Origin of the sequence: Vibrio sp. 10N.286.49.E11, assembly GCF_041469505.1 — a bacterium.
GTDB lineage: Bacteria > Pseudomonadota > Gammaproteobacteria > Enterobacterales > Vibrionaceae > Vibrio > Vibrio crassostreae_C.
The window spans coordinates 1-22659 of record NZ_JBFRKQ010000079.1 but is presented as its reverse complement, the minus strand read 5'-3'; the positions used below and the strand labels follow the sequence as shown (position 1 = coordinate 22659).

General features: G+C 45.4%; 16 protein-coding genes and 6 tRNA genes. 8 read left to right on the top strand and 14 right to left on the bottom strand.

What is annotated here, in order from left to right; all coding sequences use genetic code 11:
* The first annotated feature begins 82 nt into the window (after nt 1-82).
* Entirely contained in the window at nt 83-1438 is a 1356-nt protein-coding gene (gene gorA / locus AB4167_RS18700) for a glutathione-disulfide reductase (protein ID WP_372136898.1), read from the top strand.
* Nucleotides 1439-1568: 130 nt separating this feature from the next.
* A complete protein-coding gene (locus AB4167_RS18695) occupies nt 1569-1820 on the top strand; it encodes a DUF6482 family protein (protein WP_102332574.1) in 252 nt (83 codons plus the stop codon).
* A 92-nt stretch (nt 1821-1912) separates the two neighbouring features.
* Here AB4167_RS18695 and AB4167_RS18690 read toward each other — a convergent pair whose 3' ends face one another.
* From AB4167_RS18690 to AB4167_RS18640, 11 genes are all read right to left on the bottom strand, one after another.
* Entirely contained in the window at nt 1913-3154 is a 1242-nt protein-coding gene (locus tag AB4167_RS18690; RefSeq protein ID WP_372136897.1) for an NADH:ubiquinone reductase (Na(+)-transporting) subunit B, read from the bottom strand.
* Nucleotides 3155-3354: 200 nt separating this feature from the next.
* Nucleotides 3355-4317: an SPOR domain-containing protein gene (locus AB4167_RS18685; protein ID WP_372136896.1), complete on the bottom strand. Its 963-nt coding sequence runs from the start codon at nt 4315-4317 to the stop codon at nt 3355-3357.
* A 187-nt stretch (nt 4318-4504) separates the two neighbouring features.
* Entirely contained in the window at nt 4505-5443 is a 939-nt protein-coding gene (locus tag AB4167_RS18680) for an ABC transporter permease (protein WP_017060135.1), read from the bottom strand.
* Between the two features lie 2 nt (nt 5444-5445).
* Entirely contained in the window at nt 5446-6423 is a 978-nt protein-coding gene (locus AB4167_RS18675; RefSeq protein WP_017060134.1) for an ABC transporter permease, read from the bottom strand.
* Between the two features lie 178 nt (nt 6424-6601).
* Nucleotides 6602-8155 (bottom strand): ABC transporter substrate-binding protein, encoded by a 1554-nt coding sequence (locus tag AB4167_RS18670; RefSeq protein ID WP_017060133.1) that lies wholly within the window; start codon nt 8153-8155, stop codon nt 6602-6604.
* A gap of 94 nt (nt 8156-8249) precedes the next feature.
* Complete coding sequence (locus AB4167_RS18665) at nt 8250-9977, bottom strand: dipeptide ABC transporter ATP-binding protein (protein ID WP_372136895.1); 1728 nt, start codon at nt 9975-9977, stop codon at nt 8250-8252.
* A gap of 890 nt (nt 9978-10867) precedes the next feature.
* Nucleotides 10868-10944: transfer RNA gene (locus tag AB4167_RS18660), tRNA-Pro, on the bottom strand.
* 55 nt (nt 10945-10999) lie between these two features.
* Nucleotides 11000-11075, bottom strand: a tRNA-His gene (locus tag AB4167_RS18655).
* 44 nt (nt 11076-11119) lie between these two features.
* A tRNA-Pro gene (locus AB4167_RS18650) sits at nt 11120-11196 on the bottom strand.
* 77 nt (nt 11197-11273) lie between these two features.
* Nucleotides 11274-11349 (bottom strand) — tRNA-His (locus tag AB4167_RS18645).
* Nucleotides 11350-11397: 48 nt separating this feature from the next.
* A tRNA-Arg gene (locus AB4167_RS18640) sits at nt 11398-11474 on the bottom strand.
* A gap of 298 nt (nt 11475-11772) precedes the next feature.
* Here AB4167_RS18640 and AB4167_RS18635 point away from each other — a divergent pair.
* Entirely contained in the window at nt 11773-12186 is a 414-nt protein-coding gene (locus tag AB4167_RS18635; RefSeq protein ID WP_017063036.1) for a cytochrome c5 family protein, read from the top strand.
* Nucleotides 12187-12267: 81 nt separating this feature from the next.
* On the opposite strand, the gene rep is transcribed toward AB4167_RS18635, so the two are convergent.
* Complete coding sequence (gene rep / locus AB4167_RS18630) at nt 12268-14286, bottom strand: DNA helicase Rep (protein ID WP_372136894.1); 2019 nt, start codon at nt 14284-14286, stop codon at nt 12268-12270.
* Nucleotides 14287-14466: 180 nt separating this feature from the next.
* On the opposite strand from rep, the gene AB4167_RS18625 reads away from it, so the two are divergent.
* The 4 genes from AB4167_RS18625 (at nt 14467) to ubiK (ending at nt 19684) form a co-directional block, all read left to right on the top strand.
* The gene (locus tag AB4167_RS18625) at nt 14467-15048 is read left to right on the top strand and encodes a TetR/AcrR family transcriptional regulator (RefSeq protein WP_017061961.1); all 582 of its coding nucleotides are present in this window, start codon (nt 14467-14469) and stop codon (nt 15046-15048) included.
* An 18-nt stretch (nt 15049-15066) separates the two neighbouring features.
* Nucleotides 15067-16173 (top strand): efflux RND transporter periplasmic adaptor subunit, encoded by a 1107-nt coding sequence (locus AB4167_RS18620; protein ID WP_017069625.1) that lies wholly within the window; start codon nt 15067-15069, stop codon nt 16171-16173.
* Between the two features lie 11 nt (nt 16174-16184).
* On the top strand, nt 16185-19313 hold the full coding sequence (locus tag AB4167_RS18615) for a multidrug efflux RND transporter permease subunit (protein ID WP_017061963.1): 3129 nt from the start codon (nt 16185-16187) through the stop codon (nt 19311-19313).
* 119 nt (nt 19314-19432) lie between these two features.
* Nucleotides 19433-19684 (top strand): ubiquinone biosynthesis accessory factor UbiK, encoded by a 252-nt coding sequence (ubiK, locus tag AB4167_RS18610; protein ID WP_017061964.1) that lies wholly within the window; start codon nt 19433-19435, stop codon nt 19682-19684.
* 162 nt (nt 19685-19846) lie between these two features.
* Here the strand turns inward: ubiK and ilvC are convergent, their stop codons facing one another.
* Entirely contained in the window at nt 19847-21331 is a 1485-nt protein-coding gene (ilvC, locus tag AB4167_RS18605; protein ID WP_017061965.1) for a ketol-acid reductoisomerase, read from the bottom strand.
* A gap of 146 nt (nt 21332-21477) precedes the next feature.
* Between ilvC and ilvY the strand changes: the two genes are divergently transcribed.
* A complete protein-coding gene (ilvY, locus tag AB4167_RS18600) occupies nt 21478-22368 on the top strand; it encodes an HTH-type transcriptional activator IlvY (protein WP_017061966.1) in 891 nt (296 codons plus the stop codon).
* A gap of 116 nt (nt 22369-22484) precedes the next feature.
* On the opposite strand, the gene AB4167_RS18595 is transcribed toward ilvY, so the two are convergent.
* Nucleotides 22485-22575: transfer RNA gene (locus AB4167_RS18595), tRNA-Ser, on the bottom strand.
* Nucleotides 22576-22659 lie beyond the last annotated feature (84 nt).

Genomic DNA, 22659 nt, shown 5'->3' with positions numbered 1-22659 from the left:
AATTATACAATTTAAGAATCTATAGGACGTAGGTGTTCAGTGCGCTCACTGTACCCACAGCCTTCAATAAATGGAGAAAGTAATGGCGACTCATTTTGATTACATCTGTATCGGCGGCGGTTCAGGCGGCATCGCATCAGCAAACCGCGCAGCAATGCACGGTGCAAAGGTTGCACTTATCGAAGCTCAAGACCTTGGTGGTACTTGTGTAAACGTTGGTTGTGTTCCTAAAAAGGTAATGTGGCACGGCGCTCAAGTTGCTGAAGCGATCAACCTATACTCTGAGGACTACGGCTTCGACGTTGAAGTAAAAAGCTTTAACTGGAGCAAGCTGATTGAAAACCGCCAAGCGTACATTGGTCGTATCCACCAATCTTACGACCGCGTACTAGGTAACAACAAAGTAAACGTAATCAAAGGCTTTGCTAAGTTCGTTGATGAAAAGACAGTTGAAGTGAACGGTGAACACTACACAGCAGATCACATCCTGATCGCGGTAGGTGGTCGTCCAACAATTCCAAACATCCCAGGTGCAGAATACGGCATCGACTCAAATGGCTTCTTCGACCTAATGGAGCAACCAAAACGCGTTGCGGTTATCGGTGCTGGCTACATCGCAGTTGAGATCGCAGGTGTACTAAGCGCACTAGGCACAGAAACACACTTGTTCTGTCGTAAAGAATCTCCACTACGTAGCTTCGATCCAATGATCATCGAAACGCTAGTAGAAGTAATGGAAGCAGAAGGTCCAACACTTCACACGCACTCAGTGCCTAAAGAAGTAGTGAAAGAAGCAGACGGCACACTGACTCTACACCTAGAGAACGGCAACACCCAAAACGTTGACCACCTAATCTGGGCTATCGGTCGCCATCCAGCAACTGACGCTATCAACCTAGCATCAACTGGCGTTGAGACGAACGATCGTGGCTACATCAAGGTAGACGAGTTCCAAGCGACTAACGTTCCTGGCATCTACTGTGTTGGCGACATCATGGAAGGCGGTATCGAGCTAACTCCTGTAGCGGTTAAAGCAGGTCGTCAGCTTTCTGAGCGTCTATTCAACGGTCAAACTAACGCGAAAATGGACTACAACCTAGTTCCTACTGTTGTATTCAGCCACCCACCTATCGGCACCATTGGTCTAACGACTCAAGAAGCTGAAGAGCAATACGGCAAAGACAACATCAAGGTTTACACATCTGGCTTCACTGCGATGTACACAGCAGTAACCAAGCACCGTCAACCTTGTAAGATGAAGCTAGTATGTGCTGGCGAAGAAGAGACTGTCGTTGGCCTACACGGCATCGGTTTCACGGTTGATGAGATGATTCAAGGCTTCGGCGTTGCAATGAAGATGGGCGCAACCAAAGCAGACTTCGACTCTGTTGTGGCGATTCACCCAACGGGCAGCGAAGAGTTTGTTACGATGAGATAATCAACGTCTTAGTTGAGCTCTCTTTAGAAGCAGGCCTTGTGCCTGCTTTTTTTATGCCCGCTTTGAACCTTGGTTCTCGATTCGACGTAACACAAATATCCACCTATCTAGATCAGCAATGGAGTTTGTGATGAATCTACTAATCGAATCATTTGAAGGCGGGATTTACTTGGCTTACCAAATCGTTGGCGAGCAAAAGCAATTAATTAAAGATGACCACCAGCATCCTATGAAGTTTTTGAGTGTAAACCAAGCACGCGATCATTTTAGTGACCAAGGCGTAGCATCAGCAATGCTGGTTCATAACAGCGCCTACGACGAGATGTGCGGTGAGCATTGTGGTAGCACACAGCCTTTCGAGATTGATTTGAAGTGGAGTTAAATCAACCTCAAATCAATCGCGATAAAAATTGAAAGGCTTGCATCAATGCAAGCCTTTCTTATGGGAGTCACTTTCACTTTTAATCACCTAGATTAGCGCGATGTCCGTTTAAGTCTTCGTTTAATGTTCTGCTCTTTCACTACAAAGTCGAATAGCGGAGCGAACAGGTTGGCGAACAAGATAGCCAGCATAATGCCCTCTGGGTAGGCTGGATTAAGCACTCGAATACCGACCGTCATCACGCCGATCAAAATCCCATAGGCCCATTTACTCTGATTGGTAAACGCGGCAGATACAGGGTCTGTTGCCATGAAGAAGGTACCAAAGGCAACACCACCCAACACAAAGTGCCAGTAAAACGGCATCGAAAACATCGAGTTAGTATCCGACCCTATCCAGTTCAGTAAACTCGACGTCACGACAAGGCCGACAATCACACCGGCGACAATGCGCCAAGACGCTATCTTCATCACAATCAAAATCAACCCCGTCAGCATGATCAGCAGTGACGACACCTCACCCATCGAACCTGGAATATTACCGATAAAGGCATCCATCCAGGTGATCGCCTCGCCAGTCATGTTATTGATGAGTGACGTGCTGCCGCCTTCATACCATTGACTCAGCGGTGTCGCGCCTGAATAGCCGTCAGCGGCAACCCACACAAGCCCACCCGACATGTTGGCTGGATAGGCGAAATAGAGAAACGCGCGGCCTGCAAGGGCTGGGTTCAAGAAGTTTCGTCCTGTACCACCGAACAGCTCTTTGGCGACAACGATACCAAAGGTGATACCTAAAGCGGCTTGCCAAAGCGGGATGGTTGGCGGAAGAATGAGTGCGAATAGTACCGAGCTAACAAAGAAACCTTCATTCACCTCATGTTTTCGTACAACGGCAAATAAAACCTCCCAGAAGCCCCCCACCACAAATACGGTGGCATAAACAGGTAAGAAGTAGAGCGCCCCCAAGAACATCTGACTTCCCCAGCCACTTGCTACTACGGACGGTGCATCACCAAACGCCCACGACAAGCGCCAACTACTGTCGATAATAGAAGCAAGCTCGGCACCGGAATAGGTAGCGGTTAACCCCATCACGGATTGATGACCTACGTTGTACATACCCCAAAACATCGCGGGGAAAGTGGCTAGCCACACCAGAATCATAATGCGCTTTAGGTCAATGCTGTCACGAACATGGGTTATACCGCGGTTTACGTTTCCGGGTGTATAGAATATTGTCGCGAAAGCTTCATACACTGGGTAGAGCTTTTCGTACTTCCCTCCGGCTTCAAAGCGTGGAGCCAAGTCTTCTAATCGTTTCTTTAAACTCATAATCTCAATCACCTTATTGCTTGAGTTATGGTTTTCTACGCATCAGCCGCGCTATTTGAACAATTTTTAACGATATTTAATCAAATTCGTTTTGAAGAAGTGAACATCAATAACTTATACCAACATTGAAAAAGAAAGATCTAAAAACAACAAAGCCCCAGCGATGGCTGAGGCTTGTTTGGTATTACGGCATGTCGGAGTTACTTCACACACATCACGTTAAGCAGTGAAGACCCTTTTAGTTGATTCACGTTACCGTTGGTAAACAGACCTTTCTTATCTGCGCCCCAATAAGGTAGGTGCATTGGCCAGTTCTGTTTTTCCATAACCTTTGAGCTCAAGATGCTTTGCCATTGCTTCTCACTCATCAGCTTCATGTTGACCTGATTACACACCAATTCAGCGCTATCGTAATCTAGGCGGCTCCAAGGCTTACCTTGCTCCATGTAGAACTGTTGTTGATGGTCTAGAAGGTAAGGAATCGCATATTGGCTACCCGCAACGTCTGCTTTCACGCGAATCTCGATCTCGAGATCATTGTCTGAGCTCACGTTGCCGCTTGGTAATGTCTGAATAGCAGCAGTACTCGTTACCGCCGCCGCTTGCTTAGCAGCCACAGGTTTCGGTGCAGGCTTAGATTCTACTTTTGCAGGAGCCTTAGGCTTAACCATTTTTGGCTCTGCTGGTTTTGCCACAATAGGCTGTGATGAGGTTTTCGACTTATCGACCATACGAATAAACGCTTCACCGTAACCAGAAACCTTACGCACCTGAGCTAGGTCTTTTCTCGCATCAGAGAAGGTAGAATAAGGTCCGATTAAGCAACGGTAGTCTCCGCCTTCCGGCTTCATCCAAACGTTGGTCGAGATCTTCTCATACAGAGGCTTTGCTCGGCTCAGTGACAAAGGCTTGTTCAGCAGGCCACATTGAACCCAAAACAGTTCGTTATCTGAATGACGTTTTGGTGCTTTACTGCCCCACACGCCCTTACCGATCGGACATGATTGCTCTAGCTGTGGTAATTGGTTGGTGCTTGCCTGAGTTGCATCACATAGAACCGACTCTGCATTCACTTGGCTCGATACCAAAAGAGATGCAGCGATAAGTCCCATACGATAATTTCTCGTCACAGCACGACATACAGCATTCATTGTCAATTTCATAACCACCACTTAAACCCTTGCGGGCTAATTATTACCGAATCTATGTCGATAAAACATGAATTCCATTTTAACTATTATTGACACTGTCAATAATACTAAGTTCCAGATCCATTAAGCAAAAAAAGAGCCGTAATTGCTTACGGCTCTTAATTTAGTGACTTTTTTTACTAAAAATCAAACCGGGCTATCACCCTTTATAAATTTTCGGGTTAAACACGTCACGTAACCAGTCGCCTAATAGGTTAATAACGAGAACCAATGTTACCAAAAGCACACCTGGGAATGCTGTGATCCACCATGCTCCTGAGAAAATGTAGTTAAAACCAGTACTGATCAGGGCACCGAGTGACGGTTGGTCTACCGGAAGACCTAAACCGAGGAAAGAAAGTGCCGCTTCTGACATGATGGCATTTGCCACCTGTACCGTAGAGATAACCAAAATCGGTGATAAACAGTTAGGCAGAATATGGCGGAACATGATGCGAGGCGCTCTAAAGCCCATCACACGTGCCGCTTCTACGTACTCTTTCTTCTTCTCTGCCAATACCGATGCACGAATCGTACGAGCATACTGCGGCCATTCAGCAATACCGATGATCACCACCAGCATAACAACCGCATATTGCGCGTAGAAGTCACTACCGAAACTCGCCTTAAAGATGGCCGAGACAATGATCGCAACCATCATGGTTGAGAACGAAAGCTGAACATCGGCAAAACGCATCAGGAAGCTATCAATACGACCACCGAAGTAACCTGCAGACAAGCCAATGATGATACCGAGAGTCAGCTGAAGACCTACCGCTAGGAAACCGATCGTCAATGACAGACGCGAGCCGTAAAGCATCGTAGATAAGATGTCACGACCCTGCTCATCAGTACCCAGTAGGAAGCGTTCTTCGCCGTCTTCCATCCAAGATGGTGGCAACTCAGAATCCATGATGTCGATAGACGTCACGTCATACGGGTCTGTTGGCGCTAGAATAGGTGCCGCTAATGCCATAACAAGGAAAGCTGCAAAGATAGCGAAGCTCACCATTGCCACTTTGTCACGTAAGAAGTAGTACAGAATGTCTGACTGCTTGAATCGCTCCCAACGAGATGGAGCTGTTGTTGTTTGTTCCATGATTATGCTCCTTTCCCTGTGATGTTCACTGTTGGGTTAATGATGCCGTATAGCAGGTCAACAATGGTGTTAGTTACTACGAAGATCAGGCCAACGAAGATAACGTATGCGGTAATCAGTGGTGTATCCACTCGGTTAATCGCTTCAAGGAATAGGAAGCCGGTACCCGGCCACTGGAATACAGTTTCAGTAAGAATGGTGTAAGCCACCATAGTACCGATTTGAACACCGCCTACCGTTAGTACTGGCAGCATTGTGTTTTTCAAAGCGTGTTGGTAGTAAATCTTGTTCAGCGCTAGGCCTTTTGCTTTACCAAACTTGATATATTCAGAGCTAAGAACCTCTAGCATTTCAGAGCGTACTAGACGAATGAACAGAGGCAGCATGATAGATGCTAGAGCAATACTCGGCAGCACTAAGTGTGCAAGGCCATCGAGCGTTAAGAAACCAGACTCCCAGCCAAACCAGTTTGCGGTCTCACCACGTCCAAACGACGGCAGCCAACCTAACTCAATAGAGAATACATACATCAACATGATTGCGGTTAAGAAAACAGGCACAGAAATGCCGATACTACTGCCCGCCATCACCAGTTTAGTGAAGAAGCTTTTTGGGTGTATTGCAGAATAAACGCCAAGTGGAATCGACAGACAAACAATGATCAGAGAAGCGCCGAACACAAGCTCAAGCGTTGCGACTAGTTTATCTAAGATTACGTCCACAGCTGGGCGTTTAAAGAAATATGAAGTACCAAGATCACCTTGTAGAGCTGCGCCCACAAAGCGAGTGTATTTTGTAATGAAGGGATCATTTAAGCCGAGTTCATCACGCAGCGCTTGACGCTCCGATTCTGAAACAGATTGACCGACTAACTCACGCAACGGGTCGCCCAGGTTATCCTGAATGGCAAACGCCACCAAACTGATCACAAACATCACTATCAGTGCCTGAAACAGGCGCTTGACCAGAAACGTAACCATTCCTTGCCCCTTATCTATCCATGACTATCTAGTCGAAATCCGCGACTAGATAACAAAATTCAGTCTTAAAAAAGGTATTTAGCCAGACTGAAGGAAGACCAAATACCGAAACTTAAATCTATATCTTAATAATTTGAGAGCCTGAAAAGCTTCAGGCTCTCGATTCTAGCAAGCTAGATTATTTTACAACTAGGTCGCCGAAGTAAGGCATAACCATTGGGTTTACTACGTCTGCTGCACCTACGTTAGACTTCGCGCCCCACGCTTCACTTTGCCAGTGTAGCGGTACGAATGCTGCGTCGTTGTAAAGTGTTGCTTCAACGCCTTTCAGCATTTCAGCACGCTTAACTGGGTCAGTTTCAGTGTTAGAAGCTTCTACGATCGCATCCATTTCTGGGTTTGAGTAGCCAGAACAGTTGTATTGACCACGGCCAGTCTCTTCGTTACGAGTCATCGTTAGGAACTCGTTGAAGTTAGCTGAATCTTCTGTATCTGAGTGCCAGCCGATCATCATCATGTCTGCTGAACATAGGTCAAACTCAGGCCAGTACTGTGCTTTAGGCATAGTTTTAAGATCAACTTTGATACCAATCTTAGACAGCATTGCCGCAGACGCTTGCGCTACTTTCGCATCGTTCACGTAACGGTTGTTTGGAGCCATCATAGTTAGCGTAAAGCCATCTTCGTAGCCCGCTTCTTTCATCAGCTCTTTCGCTTTTTTCAGATCGTAACGAGGAACTAGGTCTTCGTTGTGACCCGCGTAGCCTGTTGGGCTTTGCTGACCAGCTGCTGTTGCGAAGCCTTTCATGATCTTCTTAACGATACCTTCGTTGTTGATTGCGTGAACAATCGCCTGACGAACGCGAACATCTTTAAGTGCTTCGTTGCTGTTTTGGTTCATTTGGAACGTGATGATACGAGTACCAGGTAGCGTCACTAGATCGATGTTCTTAGCGTTTTTAACACGCTTGTGATCGTTTGGTGCTACTGGGTGAATCATATCAACGTCGCCAGAAAGAAGTGCTGCAACACGTGTCGCGTCTTCTTTGATTGGCACAAGTGTTAGCTTGTCTACGTTGCCTTCAGTTTCTGTGTCCCAGTAATCGTTGAAACGCTCGAACGTTACTTTAACGCCTTGCTCACGCTGCGTTACGATAAATGGACCAGTACCTGAAACGTTAGTCGAAGCAAACGAGTTACCGTGCTTAACTAGCTCAGACTTGTCTTTACCTTCCGCTGTTTGGCCAGAGTAGAACTTGCTGTCCATTGGGAAGATGTAAGTTGCTGTTTGTAGTACTAGTGGGTAAGCCGCTTTTGATACTAGCTCAACTGTGTAGTCATCCACTTTTACCATTTTTTCGTATGGCGTGAAGATAGACTTAAAGTCTGGAGAAGCTTGTAGACGTTCAAAAGTCCACACAACATCATCAGCAGTCAGTTCGTTACCAGAGTGGAATTTCACACCTTTACGTAGGTTGAAGCGGAAAGTCGTTTCATCAACACGCTCCCAGCTAGATGCTAGGCGGCCTTCAAAATCCATCTCTTGAGTGAAACGTACTAGAGGGTCAAACACCATGTGAGACATTTGCAGTGTGCCACCAGACAGCTGCTCGTGCGGGTCAAGTGATACTGGGTCAGCTGCGTAGCCAACGGTAATATCTGCTGCTGCTGCACTAAAGCTTAGGCCAGCTGCCATTAAAGCTACTGCTAATTTGCTTTTCATGGTTTTCATTGCATAACTCCTTCATGCGGGAATCCAGATCCCTAGTTGTTGTATTTGCGTCTGTTTATTGTTTTTAGCAAGCAAAACTCCAGCCTGCTGATTTTTATATCGCGGCTTTTGCCACTGCTTTTTCTTCTCTTAAACCCGTAAATTCAGGCATTAAAGAAATTAGGTGTTTGCTGTATTCATGCTGAGGCGATTGGAACAGCTGCTCTGTTGGCGCTACTTCCAATAGTTCTCCCATTTGCATCACACCAACACGATCACACATTTGACGAATAACCGGTAAATCGTGACTGATGAACAGCATAGTTAGGTTGAGCTCGTCTTGTAAGTCTTTTAATAGATTAAGAATCTGAGCCTGTACCGACACATCCAACGCCGACGTAGGTTCATCACAAATCAGAAGACGTGGGCGAGTTGCCAAGGCGCGAGCGATAGAAATACGCTGACGTTGGCCACCTGAGAATTCGTGTGGGTATTTAACTCCAGCCATCTTGCCTAAGCCAACGTGCTCTAGCAGGTCGTGAACGATCTGACGAGTTTCATTCTCGTTGCGCGTAAGCTTATGGAATCGGATAGGTTCAGCAATGATGTCGAAGATCTTCATTCGAGGGTTCATTGATGTGTATGGGTTTTGGAACACCATCTGCATTTGGCGACGCATTGGGCGACGCTCTTTCTCAGACTTAAGCCCAGTAAGGTCAATACCTTCAAAGGTCACTTTGCCTGAGTTAGGTGCGTACAAGCCAGCAATCACACGAGCAATCGTTGATTTACCCGAACCAGATTCACCCACAAGACCAAAAGTTTCACCTTCGTGTACTTCAAAGCTCACATTGTTTGACGCCTGAACGTACTCACGACGACTCTCAAAGAAAGAATCCTTGGTGGTAAAGCGTAAGTTGACGTTTTCAACATTCAACAGCGGGCCAGTGTAATCACGGTGATCTTGGCTTTGACCTAACCAGTGGTTTTTCACATCAAGTGGTTCCATCTCTTGTGCTTCTTCGATGTAGCTAACAAGAGGGAAACGATCGAGTTTGCGATCCGAACGAGGAACCGCAGAGATAAGACTGTGTGTATATGGGTGCTCAGGAGTACCCAGAACTTTCGCTGTTGGGCCAAACTCAACTAAGTCACCACGATACATAACGGCTACGCGGTCGGTAACGTTAGATACCACGCCCATGTCGTGCGTGACCAACATGCAACCTACGTTCTTCTTAATACATAGGTCGCGAATCAAACCCAAGATCTGGTCTTGGATAGAAACATCCAGTGCTGTTGTTGGTTCATCTGCGATGATTAGGTCAGGTTCACCTGCCAATGCGATCGCGATAACCACACGCTGACGCATACCGCCAGAGAATTGGTGAGGGTACTGCTTTAAACGGTTTTCTGGTTGTGGGATACCCACTTGGTTCATCAAGTCTAATGAGCGCTGGTAGGCTTCTTGATCCGAAACCTTCATGTTGGCATGAATCGTCTCTTTTAACTGCTGTTCTACTGTGAATAGAGGGTTAAGAGAAGTCATTGGGTCTTGGAAGATAAAACCAATCTTTGAGCCGCGAACAGAACGCATCTGTTCAGGAGATAAACCAGAGACTTTTTCGCCATCCAGAAATACCTCGCCGCTAGCAATGCGGCCAGGAGGGCTCAGCAAATCGATCACAGCATTACCTACTGTTGATTTACCTGCACCAGACTCGCCTACAACACCAACAATCTCACCACGTTCAATGTTGAACGAAAGTGATTTAACTGCGGCGTGAACTCCATGACGAGATGGGTATTCGATACGAAGATTTTTTACTTCTAAAAGTGACATTACCAGACCTCTACTGCTTTGGCAGCTTTCTGCCCTGTCTGCAAAATTGAATCCATTCTTACCAGAATATTGTTCTGATATTTTATACGGTTGACAATTTGGCAAATAATTCACAGAAAAGCAACAAAAATAGGATAAAAAGTCGACATTAAACGCTTAGCAAGCAAAAGTGCCACATAACTATTCACCAAAAGAGCATATAGTAAGAAAAATCAACATTATATTATCGGCAAGAAATACTCACAAACTCCTTACCACTACTTACTTGTAGAGTTAAAGCCGTGCTTCAAAGCAGATCTCACTACCGGTCACTAAAAACAAATAATTATTCCAAAAAACAATTAACACTATAGAAACAAACGCTAATTTTGTTAATTTGAACAAATAAAACAACCAGATAAACGTTAATTAGCCATACATTTAACCATCTGTATTATTTTGGTAAATACAAAACAGACAAGCGAAAGGCCTAATAAATCAGAGGAGTTTTTGAACGACCAAATGCGTACAAAGCTGTCAAATTCAGGCCTTAGTGAGCAAATTTAGGGTCAGGTTTCACTTTTCATAAAAGTCTTTAGACCAAACCCATTAATATGTCGAATTATTGAGCACTCCATTTATATAAAATTAGATATAGAACTGTACATTTGATAAAGAAAGCAACTCTGTAGCAGCACCATTATCAAGCAGATCGTTAGGAATCTGTCTTATATAAGAAGGGGAGATAGATGTAAGAAGCCCCGTCATTTCTGACGCGGACGGCTAGTTGAGGCTTCTTAAGTGATCAGTGAAGAGACATTCTTTGAACATCAGGCGAACCCCACTCTGTTCAAGTTATCTAAGTTTCAGATGTAAAAAAGCCCTAGTCTTTCGACTAGGGCTTCTTAAGGTGGTCGGTGAAGAGGGATTCGAACCCCCGACCCTCTGGTCCCAAACCAGATGCGCTACCAAGCTGCGCTATTCACCGAGACGTTTCGTTTGATTTCTCAAACTGGGAACTTCAAAGAAGCTACCAAAATTAATGGGGTGGCTAACGAGATTCGAACTCGCGACCACCGGAATCACAATCCAGGGCTCTACCAACTGAGCTATAGCCACCACTAATTTTTTATATAACCGCTTAAAAGCGATTATTGAAATAGTGGTCGGTGAAGAGGGATTCGAACCCCCGACCCTCTGGTCCCAAACCAGATGCGCTACCAAGCTGCGCTATTCACCGACTAGTTTTGTATCGACTCTTGGGAATAATGAATCAACACTGGAAGCCGAAGCTACCGATATTTTGTAAAGAAAGAATGGGGTGGCTAACGAGATTCGAACTCGCGACCACCGGAATCACAATCCAGGGCTCTACCAACTGAGCTATAGCCACCATTATTTCTTTTTGCCAATTTCTCACTTACCGAAGTAAGAGACCGGATGGCGCGCCTGAAAGGATTCGAACCTTCGGCCTTTGGCTCCGGAGGCCAACGCTCTATCCAGCTGAGCTACAGGCGCATGCCCTGTCGGCGGAGTGGAATAATACGTATATCACCCAATGCCGTCTAGTACTTTTTTAACTTTTTTTTCTGTTTGGTCTCTTTTTCGACAGTTAATATGTGATAAACCCCTTATTTGAGTACTACAACCCGCCACAGCTTATAAGTTGTTGTTTATTGCAACAACTTATCGGGATATAATCACCCATTATTTACATTGGTTTAACAGTTGCTCTTTGCTGGTTAAAGCCAAAACACCCTTCCAACACTATAAATTGGTAAGCATGTACTTACCTTGGGAATGTAAAGTGAGTTTAATGGATATGTCTCGTCGAATTTTAAGCGTTGTCATCGCAGTTTTAACCTTTTCAACTGGCGCAATGGCTGCAGGCCTAAGCGAAGCGGAGCACGATGCAATTGCTGAACGCATCAAACCAGTTGGCCAAGTTTACCTAGTCGGCAGCGAGCCAGTAGCCGCAGAACCAACAGGCCCTCGTGATGGCGCAGCAGTTTACGGTACCTTTTGTATCGCTTGTCACGCATCTGGCGTAAGTGGCGCACCTAAAACAGGTGATGCTGGTGACTGGGGTCCTCGCATTGCTCAAGGTCGCGACATTCTAGCTGACCACGCAATCAACGGCTTCAATGCGATGCCAGCGAAAGGTTCATGTATGGATTGTTCAGACGACGAAATCAAAGATGCTATCGAGCACATGATTGCCGGTCTGTAATTAAAAATGCCAGATTCAGAAAAGGTGACCTCATGGTCACCTTTTTTATTGGCTTCTATATAGTGCGATTAAAGTAGGGCATTACTTCTTGTTGAACATCGCTCGAATATTCGCAATGTGCGCCTGCCCTTTTTCCATTCTTTCTTCAGCGGATTGAGGCTTCTTAACGCTTTCCCACTCCACATCATCGTGCGGCAGCTCATCGAGGAAGCGGCTTTGTGTTGGCTTTATTAATTCACCATATTGACGACGTTCACGACACTTAGTAAAAGTCAGCTCTTTCTGCGCTCGAGTAATCCCCACATACATAAGACGACGTTCTTCTTCTACGTTGCCTTCATCGACACTGGTTTGGTGCGGCAAGATGCCCTCTTCTGCACCCATCAGGAATACATATGGGAACTCTAGACCTTTCGATGCATGCAATGTCATTAATTGGACTTGATCTGCATCGTCATCATCCTCACCACGCTCCATCATATCGCGCAGCGTTAAACGTTGAACCACCTCGCGCAGGGTTTTCTCTTCTTTATCGTAGTTGTCACCCTCAAGATCGGCCACAATCCAGCTATACAGATCAGAGACGTTCTTCATTCGCATTTCAGCGGCTTTCGGGCTTGCTGAGGTTTCATATAACCAATCTTCGTAGTTAATATCACGAACCAACGCACGAACCGCATCCACAGTGTTACCACGTTCAGCGTTATCCGAGATACGAACAATCCAATCAGTGAATCGACGCAAGTTTTCTAAACCTCGACCAGTCAGCGTTTGTTCCAAGCCCATCTCAAAGCTGGCTTCAAACAAGCTCTTGCCACGCATATTGGCGTAGCTGCCTAACTTCTCAAGCGTCACCGGACCAATCTCTCGGCGCGGTGTGTTTACAATACGTAGGAAGGCGTTGTCATCATCAGGGTTCACCAACACACGCAGGTAAGCCATGATGTCTTTAATCTCGGCTCTCGCGAAGAAAGAGGTACCGCCAGAGATCTTGTAAGGCACACGGTTCTGCATCAGCGCTTTTTCAATCAAGCGTGATTGGTGGTTACCACGGTAAAGCACTGCGTAATCTTTGTATTCAGTACGATTCAAAAACTTGTGGGCGATGATCTCACCGGTAATACGCTCTGCTTCATGCTCTTCATTCTTAGCATTTAATACCTTGAGCTTTTCACCATCTGGGATCTCAGAGAACAGTGACTTCTCATAGACGTGCGGATTGTTGGCGATCAAGATGTTCGCTGCTCGCAAAATTCGACTGGTCGAGCGGTAGTTTTGCTCTAGTTTGATCAAGCGAAGATTTGGATAGTCCTCACCCAGCAACACCAAGTTTTGCGGTTTTGCACCACGCCATGAATAGATAGATTGGTCATCGTCACCTACTACCGTCAAGCGACCACGCTCTCCCACCAGTAAACGAACCAACTCATATTGGCTGGTGTTGGTATCTTGGTATTCATCGACCAGTAAATAGCGGATACGCGACTGCCAGCGCTCACGCACCTCTTGATTGGTTTTCAGTAGTAATACAGGCATCGCGATCAGATCATCAAAATCGAGTGCGTTGTATGCCTTCATCTGTTTCTGGTACATATCAAAACAGAATGCAAACAACTGCTCTTGTTCGCCTTGAGCACGTGCTTTCGCCTGATCTGGCGTCAGCATGTCATTTTTCCAATTCGAAATGGTGCTCATTAAAGCGCGTAGCAAATCCTTATCACCATCGATCTGTCTCTCTGTTAACTCTTTTAACAAAGCTAACTGGTCTTGGTCATCAAACAGAGAGAAACCCGCTTTCAAACCCAGCGCTTTGTATTCACGGCGAATGATGGTTAAGCCCATGGTATGAAAAGTCGAAACAATCAGCCCTTTCGATTCGCCCTTACCTAGAGTTTGCCCAACACGCTCTTTCATCTCGCGTGCCGCTTTATTAGTAAAGGTCACCGCCGCAATATTACGCGCCTTATAGCCACATTCCTGAACCAGATAAGCAATTTTATTGGTGATAACACGTGTTTTACCGGATCCAGCGCCCGCTAATACTAAGCAGGGGCCCGAAACATATTTCACGGCTTCATCTTGTCTTGGGTTCAGTTTCATTTGATTCTCAGTTTGGTCTAGAGGGGCGAATTCAATTGCGCGCCTATAATAATGCTGCAACAGCACGAATGCTACGTTCTCTTATACAAGATTTTTACGCTGATTATGTAAAACTTTGTTGCACATGTGTGTGGTTATTAGGCTATAATGAATGAACGTTCATTCATTGGTGGTTGAAATATGACAACTCATGCACCTCGGGATAAACGCCAGCAAATACTTTCTGCAGCTGAAAAGCTAATTGCAGAGGTCGGTTTCCAAGGCCTTTCAATGCAAAAATTAGCCAAAGAAGCGGGAGTGGCTGCAGGCACTATCTATCGCTACTTCGATGATAAAGAGCATTTGATAGAAGATGTTCGAATGCTCGTGACTCAAAGAGTAGCTGATGCTGTTCAACAAGGGGTTAATGATTCGGATCCAATTAAACAACGCTACCGTACTATGTGGTTGAACATATGGAACTTAGCAGGAACGAATTTAGCCGCAATAAAAAATCGGGTTCAGTATGACTCTCTACCCATCACAAATAGCCTAAACTTCAGGGAACTAGAACGTAAAATGTTTGCCCAAGTTGAGCTGCTATTTAATGAGGGGAAAGAACAAGGATTGTTTAAACCACTTAACAATGAAGTATTAGGTGGATTGAGCTTGGCGGCTAGTGTTTCTCTAGCACGCAAGCATTCTTTAGGATTTTACCAACTTGATGAGGCAGAACTAGAATCTGCAATCGAAGCCAGTTGGGACGCAATAATTAAACACTAGATCGGAGTTTTGACCATAATGAAAAAGTGGACTTTCTTCATGTTACTCATCGCTGTACTACTTTTCGGCAGCGTTATTGGGTTTAACATGTTCAAACAACAAAAAATTGCTGAGTATATGGCCAACCGCCCTGAACCAGAGTTTCCAGTAACGGTAACTGAAGTTCAGCCGATCGACTGGGTGCCAGTGATTGAAGCTATCGGCTTCATCGAACCTAACCAAGGTGTGACACTAGCGAACGAAACCAGCGGTGTTATCGATCAAATTTCTTTCGAATCAGGTACTGAGGTTAAAAATGACCAACAACTGATCCGCCTTGATTCTGATGTAGAGAAAGCCAATCTAAAAAGCTCTGAGGCACGCTTACCGGCTGCTGAAGCTAAATACAAGCGCTACCAAGGGCTATTCAAGAAAGGCTCTATCTCTAAGGAAGCCTTCGATGAAGCAGAAGCTAATTTCTTATCGTTAGCGGCTGATATTGAAAGCCTTAAAGCATCGATTGCCCGTCGCGAGATCCGCGCTCCGTTTGACGGCACTGTCGGTATTCGTAATGTGTATCTAGGCCAATACCTACAATCTGGCACTGACATCGTTCGCCTAGAAGACACCAGTGTTATGCGCCTACGCTTCACTATTTCTCAAAATGACATCTCTCGTATTGAGGTTGGTCAGGCGATCGACATCTTCGTTGATGCATACCCAGAAAAACCGTTTAAAGGTTCTATTAGTGCCATTGAGCCTGCGGTTAGCATCCAAAGTGGTCTTATCCAAGTACAAGCCGATATCCCAAACAACGATGGTAAGTTACGTAGCGGTATGTTTGCGCGCGCTAACATCATTCTACCTAAACTAGCAAACCAAGTGACACTGCCTCAGACGGCCATCACTTTCACACTTTACGGTGACAATGTTTATATTTTACGTGAAGAAGATGGTGTGCAGCGTGTGAAACAACAAGTGGTGAAAGTAGGTGAACGTACAGAAAGTATTGCTCACATACTGGAAGGCGTAGAGCCTGGCGATGTTGTCGTGACAACGGGTCAAGTTCGTTTAAGTAACAATGCTAAAGTTCGAGTTGTAGAAAGTGATGCAACGACGCCGCCAGCTGAAACACCAATGCTGTAATTGGAGGAATCATGCGCTTTACTGATGTTTTTATTAAACGTCCAGTTCTGGCTATTTCAATCAGCTTTTTGATCGCATTGCTTGGCTTCCAAGCAATCTTCAAAATGCAGGTTCGTGAATACCCAGACATGACAAATACGATCGTGACGGTCACGACGAGCTATTACGGTGCCAGTGCCGATCTGATCCAAGGCTTTATAACTCAGCCATTAGAACAAGCGATCGCTCAAGCCGATAATATTGATTATATGACGTCGCAGTCCGTACTCGGTAGCTCGACTATTACGGTCAATATGAAGCTCAATACCGACCCGAATGCCGCGCTGTCTGACATACTGGCCAAGACTAACTCGGTACGTTCTCAGCTTCCTAAAGAAGCCGAAGATCCAACCGTAACTATGTCTACCGGTTCAACAACGGCGGTACTCTACATTGGTTTTACGAGTGATGAACTCTCTGCAAGCCAAATTACCGACTACCTTGAGCGAGTGGTTAACCCACAACTGTTTACCGTTAATGGCGTATCAAAGGTCGACTTGTACGGCGGGATCAAATACGCATTACGTGTATGGCTTGATCCTTCCAAAATGGCAGCATTAAACCTGACAGCCACTGACGTGATGACGGTGCTTAATGCAAACAACTACCAATCAGCAACTGGCCAAGCAATTGGTGAGTTTATGCTGTACAACGGCAGTGCCAATACCCAAGTAACCAATACCGATGAATTAGAAAGGTTGGTGGTCAAAACCAGTCAAAATGGCGGTTCTATTGTTCGCTTAGGTGATATTGCTAAGGTTTCACTAGAAAAAAGCCACGATGTGGTTCGCGCAAGTGCTAATGGCAAACAAACGGTTGTAACCGCCATCAATGCAGCGCCAAGTGCTAACCCGATCAACATTGCTGCTGATGTTATGCAGCTGTATCCTGAGTTGGAGCGAAACCTACCAAGCAATATCAGCATGAATATCATGTATGACTCAACCATTGCGATTAATGAATCCATTCAAGAGGTTATACACACGATTGTTGAAGCCGCGCTGATTGTATTAGTGGTTATCACGCTATTCTTAGGCTCATTGCGTGCGGTTATCATTCCTATCGTAACCATCCCTTTATCGCTGGTTGGTGTTGCGATGGTGATGCAAGTCATGGGTTTCTCATGGAACTTAATGACGCTACTGGCGATGGTATTAGCAATCGGTCTAGTGGTTGATGATGCAATCGTAGTACTGGAAAACGTCGATCGACACGTCAAATTGGGGGAATCTCCTTTCAGGGCTGCCATCATTGGTACCCGTGAAATTGCAGTACCGGTTATTGCAATGACACTGACATTGGGCGCGGTTTATGCCCCTATCGCAATGATGGGTGGTATCACAGGCTCGCTGTTTAAAGAGTTCGCATTAACCCTCGCTGGCGCGGTATTTGTTTCTGGAATCATCGCTTTAACACTGTCTCCAATGATGTGTTCAAAGCTGCTAAAAGAAAATGCACAGCCGAGTAAGTTTGAACTGAAGGTACACAGCGTACTTGATCGTATGACAGGCCGTTACTCTAAGATGCTGCATGCGATCATGGATCATCGTCCGGTTATCATTGGCTTTGCGGTCATTGTATTTTTAAGCTTGCCGATGCTGTTTAAATTCATCCCAAGTGAACTTGCCCCTGCAGAAGATAAAGGGGTGGTGATGATGATTGGTACTGGTCAATCAACGGCTAACCTAGACTACCTAAGTAACACGATGGATGACGTGAGCGGTATCTTGGTGACCCAGCCTGAAATCCAATACGCTCAATCCTTCACTGGTGTACCAAACTCAAACCAAGCATTTGGTATTGCCTCAATGGTGCCATGGAGTGAGCGCACGGCTAGCCAATCTGAGGTAACGAACCGTATCAGTGGATTGCTACAAGATATCCCAGGCATGGCAGTAACCGCGTTCCAAATGCCAGAGTTGCCGGGTGCCGGTTCTGGTCTACCACTCCAGTTTGTGATTACCACACCAAGCAGCTTTGAGAGCTTATTCGCTATCGCAACCGATATTTTAACGGATGTGAAAGATAGCCCTCTCTTTGTCTACTCTGACCTTGATTTGAACTACGATTCAGCAACGATGAAGATTCAAATTGATAAAGATATGGCGGGCGCTTATGGGGTAACGATGCAAGATATCGGTGTCACCCTAAGCACCATGATGTCGGATGGTTACGTTAACCGTATTGACCTCAACGGTCGTTCTTATGAAGTGATCCCTCAGGTTGAGCGTAAGTTCCGCTTAAACCCAGAGTCAATGAATCATTACTACGTTCGAGCCAGCAATGGTGATGCTGTTCCTCTCGGTAGCTTGGTAACAATTGATGTGGTGGCAGAGCCTCGCTCTCTTCCTCACTTCAACCAGTTGAACTCAGCGACGGTCGGTGCGGTTCCTATGCCGGGCGCGGCGATGGGTGATGCGGTAAACTGGTTTGAAAACATTGCCCAAACCAAATTACCTGCAGGCTATAACCATGACTACATGGGTGAGTCGCGTCAGTTTGTAACAGAAGGCAGCGCACTGTATGTGACGTTCGGTTTAGCACTGGCGATCATCTTCTTGGTTCTGGCGATTCAATTTGAGTCGTTAAAAGATCCATTGGTTATCATGGTGTCGGTGCCACTCGCAATATGTGGTGCATTGATTGCGCTCGCTTGGGGCGCAGCGACGATGAACATCTACTCGCAAGTGGGGCTGATTACCTTGGTTGGTCTGATTACCAAGCACGGTATCTTGATCTGTGAGGTAGCAAAAGAAGAGCAGCTGCATAATAAATTATCACGCAAAGAGGCGGTTATGGAGGCGGCAAGGGTACGTCTACGTCCAATCCTAATGACAACAGCGGCGATGATTGCAGGCCTGATCCCATTGATGTACGCCACGGGTGCAGGTGCAGCTCAGCGCTTTAGTATCGGTATTGTTATCGTTGCTGGTCTGGCGATTGGTACGCTGTTTACGCTGTTTGTTCTGCCGGTTATTTATAGCTACTTAGCCGAAAAACATAAACCAATTCCAGTTTTCCTCGAAGATAAAGATCTCGAGAAGCTGGCCCGTGTTGATGAAGCAAAAGCGGCGCACAGAGAATTAGCTAACAATAAGTAATTTCCCTGTCGTATTAACAATAAAAAGGCTACTTCGGTGGCCTTTTTTTGTACGCCATAGGCGACATCTTTGATGTGATTAAATAGAATAGTGATAAATATTCAGGAGTTTTAATTGATATGTTTGATCCAAAAAAACTAGAGCAAATTGCTAAGCAGATCCACGATTCTATGCCTCAACCAGTAAAAGAGCTTGGTTCAGACGTAGACCAAAAAGTTCGCCAAGTTATCCAAGGCCAACTCAACAAGCTAGACGTTGTGAGCCGTGAAGAGTTTGATGTTCAAACACAAGTACTGCTTCGCACTCGCCAGAAGCTCACTGAAATGGAACAAAAACTGGCTGAACTAGAAGCAAAGCTTTCAGACAAATAGTCATTTTTTTCAATCAGTTCAAGTTCGAATAAAGGCTTACCTTCGGGTAAGCCTTTATTTTTTCCTCAATCTATCAAGCCTTCACCGGTAAAATAGTTGCAAGCATAAAAAAGCCCCGAACAAATGTTCAGGGCTATTTTTATTCAGTGATGAACTGGAAGATTAACCGCCAACAGCGATACGCTTCATGTCGCTCATGTAGCTACGTAGCTCTTCACCAATGTATTCTACAGGGTGGTTACGGATAGCTTCGTTTACTTCAATTAGCTTAGCGTTATCAACTTGGTTAGATGTCTCACCTAGACCACGGCCGATGACGTCCGTTGCTACTGAAGGCATGAACTTCTCACGTAGTAGCGGTGTTGCTACGTTAGCGAATAGGTAGTTACCGTACTCAGCAGTATCAGAGATTACAACGTTCATTTCGTAAAGACGCTTACGAGCAACTGTGTTTGCGATTAGTGGAAGCTCATGTAGAGATTCGTAGTAAGCAGACTCATCAATGATACCTGATGCCGTCATAGCTTCGAATGCTAGCTCAACACCGGCACGAACCATAGCAACCATTAGGATACCGTTGTCGAAGTACTCTTGCTCTGAGATTTCTACGTCAGAAGCTGGGTAGTTTTCGAATGCAGTTTCGCCTGTCTCTTCACGCCAGCCTAGTAGGTTCACGTCATCGTTCGCCCAGTCAGCCATCATTGTGCTAGAGAAGTGACCAGAGATGATGTCATCCATGTGCTTGTTGTAAAGCGGACGCATTAGGTCTTTAAGCTCTTCAGAAAGCTCAAACGCTTTAACTTTAGCCGGGTTAGATAGGCGATCCATCATGTGAGTTACGCCACCAAACTTAAGTGCTTCAGTAATCGTTTCCCAACCGTATTGTAGAAGCTTGCCTGCGTAGCCAGGTTCGATGCCATCAGCAATCATCTTCTCGTAAGATACGATAGAACCCGCTTGTAGCATGCCACAAAGGATAGTTTGCTCACCCATCAGGTCAGATTTAACTTCTGCTACGAAAGAAGACTCTAGGCAACCTGCACGGTGACCACCAGTACCTGCAGCCCAAGCTTTAGCGATATCCCAACCTTCGCCTTTAGGGTCGTTTTCTGGGTGAACAGCGATAAGTGTTGGTACACCGAAGCCACGTTTGTACTCTTCGCGAACTTCAGAGCCTGGACACTTAGGTGCAACCATTACTACAGTAAGGTCAGCACGTAATTGCATGCCTTCTTCCACAACGTTGAAGCCGTGAGAGTAACCAAGAGCAGCGCCTTGCTTCATTAGAGGCATTACTGTTTCAACAACGTTCGTGTGTTGCTTATCAGGAGTAAGGTTGATTACTAGGTCTGCTTGAGGGATTAGCGTTTCGTAGCTACCCACAACAAAGCCGTTTTCATCAGCATTTTTGAATGATTGACGCTTTTCATCAATTGCCGCTTGGCGTAGAGCGTAAGATACGTCTAGACCAGAATCACGCATATTTAGACCTTGGTTTAGGCCTTGAGCACCACAACCAACAATTACGATTTTCTTACCTTCAAGGTATTCAGCTTCTGTCGCGAATTCTTCACGATCCATAAAGCGGCAACGACCTAATTGGTCTAGTTGTTCACGAAGGTTTAATGTATTGAAATAGTTAGCCATTCTAGGGCACTCCTTTAAAAATAAGTCCGTAAGGTCGATATCTCTCTATCGAATGACTTCATACTAAAACAGACACTCCGTTGCTGAAAGTGATATATTCACAATTAGTTATTGCAATAAATGCAACATGGAAACGATCGCAGAACATGAACATAAAATCTCTACAATTATTTATACATTTATGCGACAGCAAGAGTTTCAGCAAAACCGCTGCTGCTATGCACGTCAGTCCTTCAGCGCTGAGCCGTCAGATACAAAAGCTTGAAGAGGAAACAGGACAAGAACTGCTAATCAGAGACAACCGCAGTGTTGATCTTACCCCAGCAGGAAAACACCTATTGCCTGTAGCATTGAGCATCGTGGGAGAGTGGCAGCAATATAACCTTCACCTGAAGGGCGGAGAGCAAGAACTTAAAGGTGAGATCCGTATATTTTGTTCAGTAACGGCTAGCTACAGTCACCTACCTGAACTCATAACCGAATTTAGGGCTATTCATCCGTATATTGAATTTAAGCTCTCTACTGGTGATCCAGCTCAATCCATCGACAAGATCTTAAACGATGAAGCGGATATCGCGATTTCAGCAAAGCCAGACATCCTTCCTTCAAGGTTAGAATTCGAAACCATCAGCGATATTCCACTGTCAGTCATCATTCCATCTGGTGTGAGTAGCTTTAGCCAACAACTGCAATCCGATAAGCCAAACTGGAATGAAGTGCCCTTTATCATCCCAGAAGCAGGAACAGCGCGTGAACGAGCCAATGCATGGTTTAAAAAGATGAAGATAAAACCCAACATATACGCGCAAGTTTCTGGCCATGAGGCGATTGTAAGTATGGTGGCACTAGGATGTGGAGTTGGCATCGCACCTGATGTGGTCATAAACAACAGTCCAGTAAGAGATAAAGTTAGCCGCTTAAAGATAGAACCTATCAAGCCATTTGAGTTAGGCGTATGTTGTAAGCGAGCACAGCTAGATAACCCTCTAATTCGAGCGTTCTGGCAAGTTGCAGAAGGGAAATATTTAGCGGACTAGTCGTCATTGTTTTAAATACAAAAAAGGGAAGAGCACGTCAGTGCCCTTCCCCTTTTATTTATGTATATCGCAGATAAGAAAAAAGCCCGCTGATTTCTCAGCGGGCTTTCTAATGGTGGTGGAGGGATAGGGATTTGAACCCTAGAACCGCTATTAACGGTTGCCGGTTTTCAAGACCGGTGCTTTCGACCACTCAGCCATCCCTCCAACAAATTGTCATCAACAGATTAGTACACTGTAGATGTTGTTACATGTATACACAGGTAACGATATTTAAAGCCTGGCGATGTC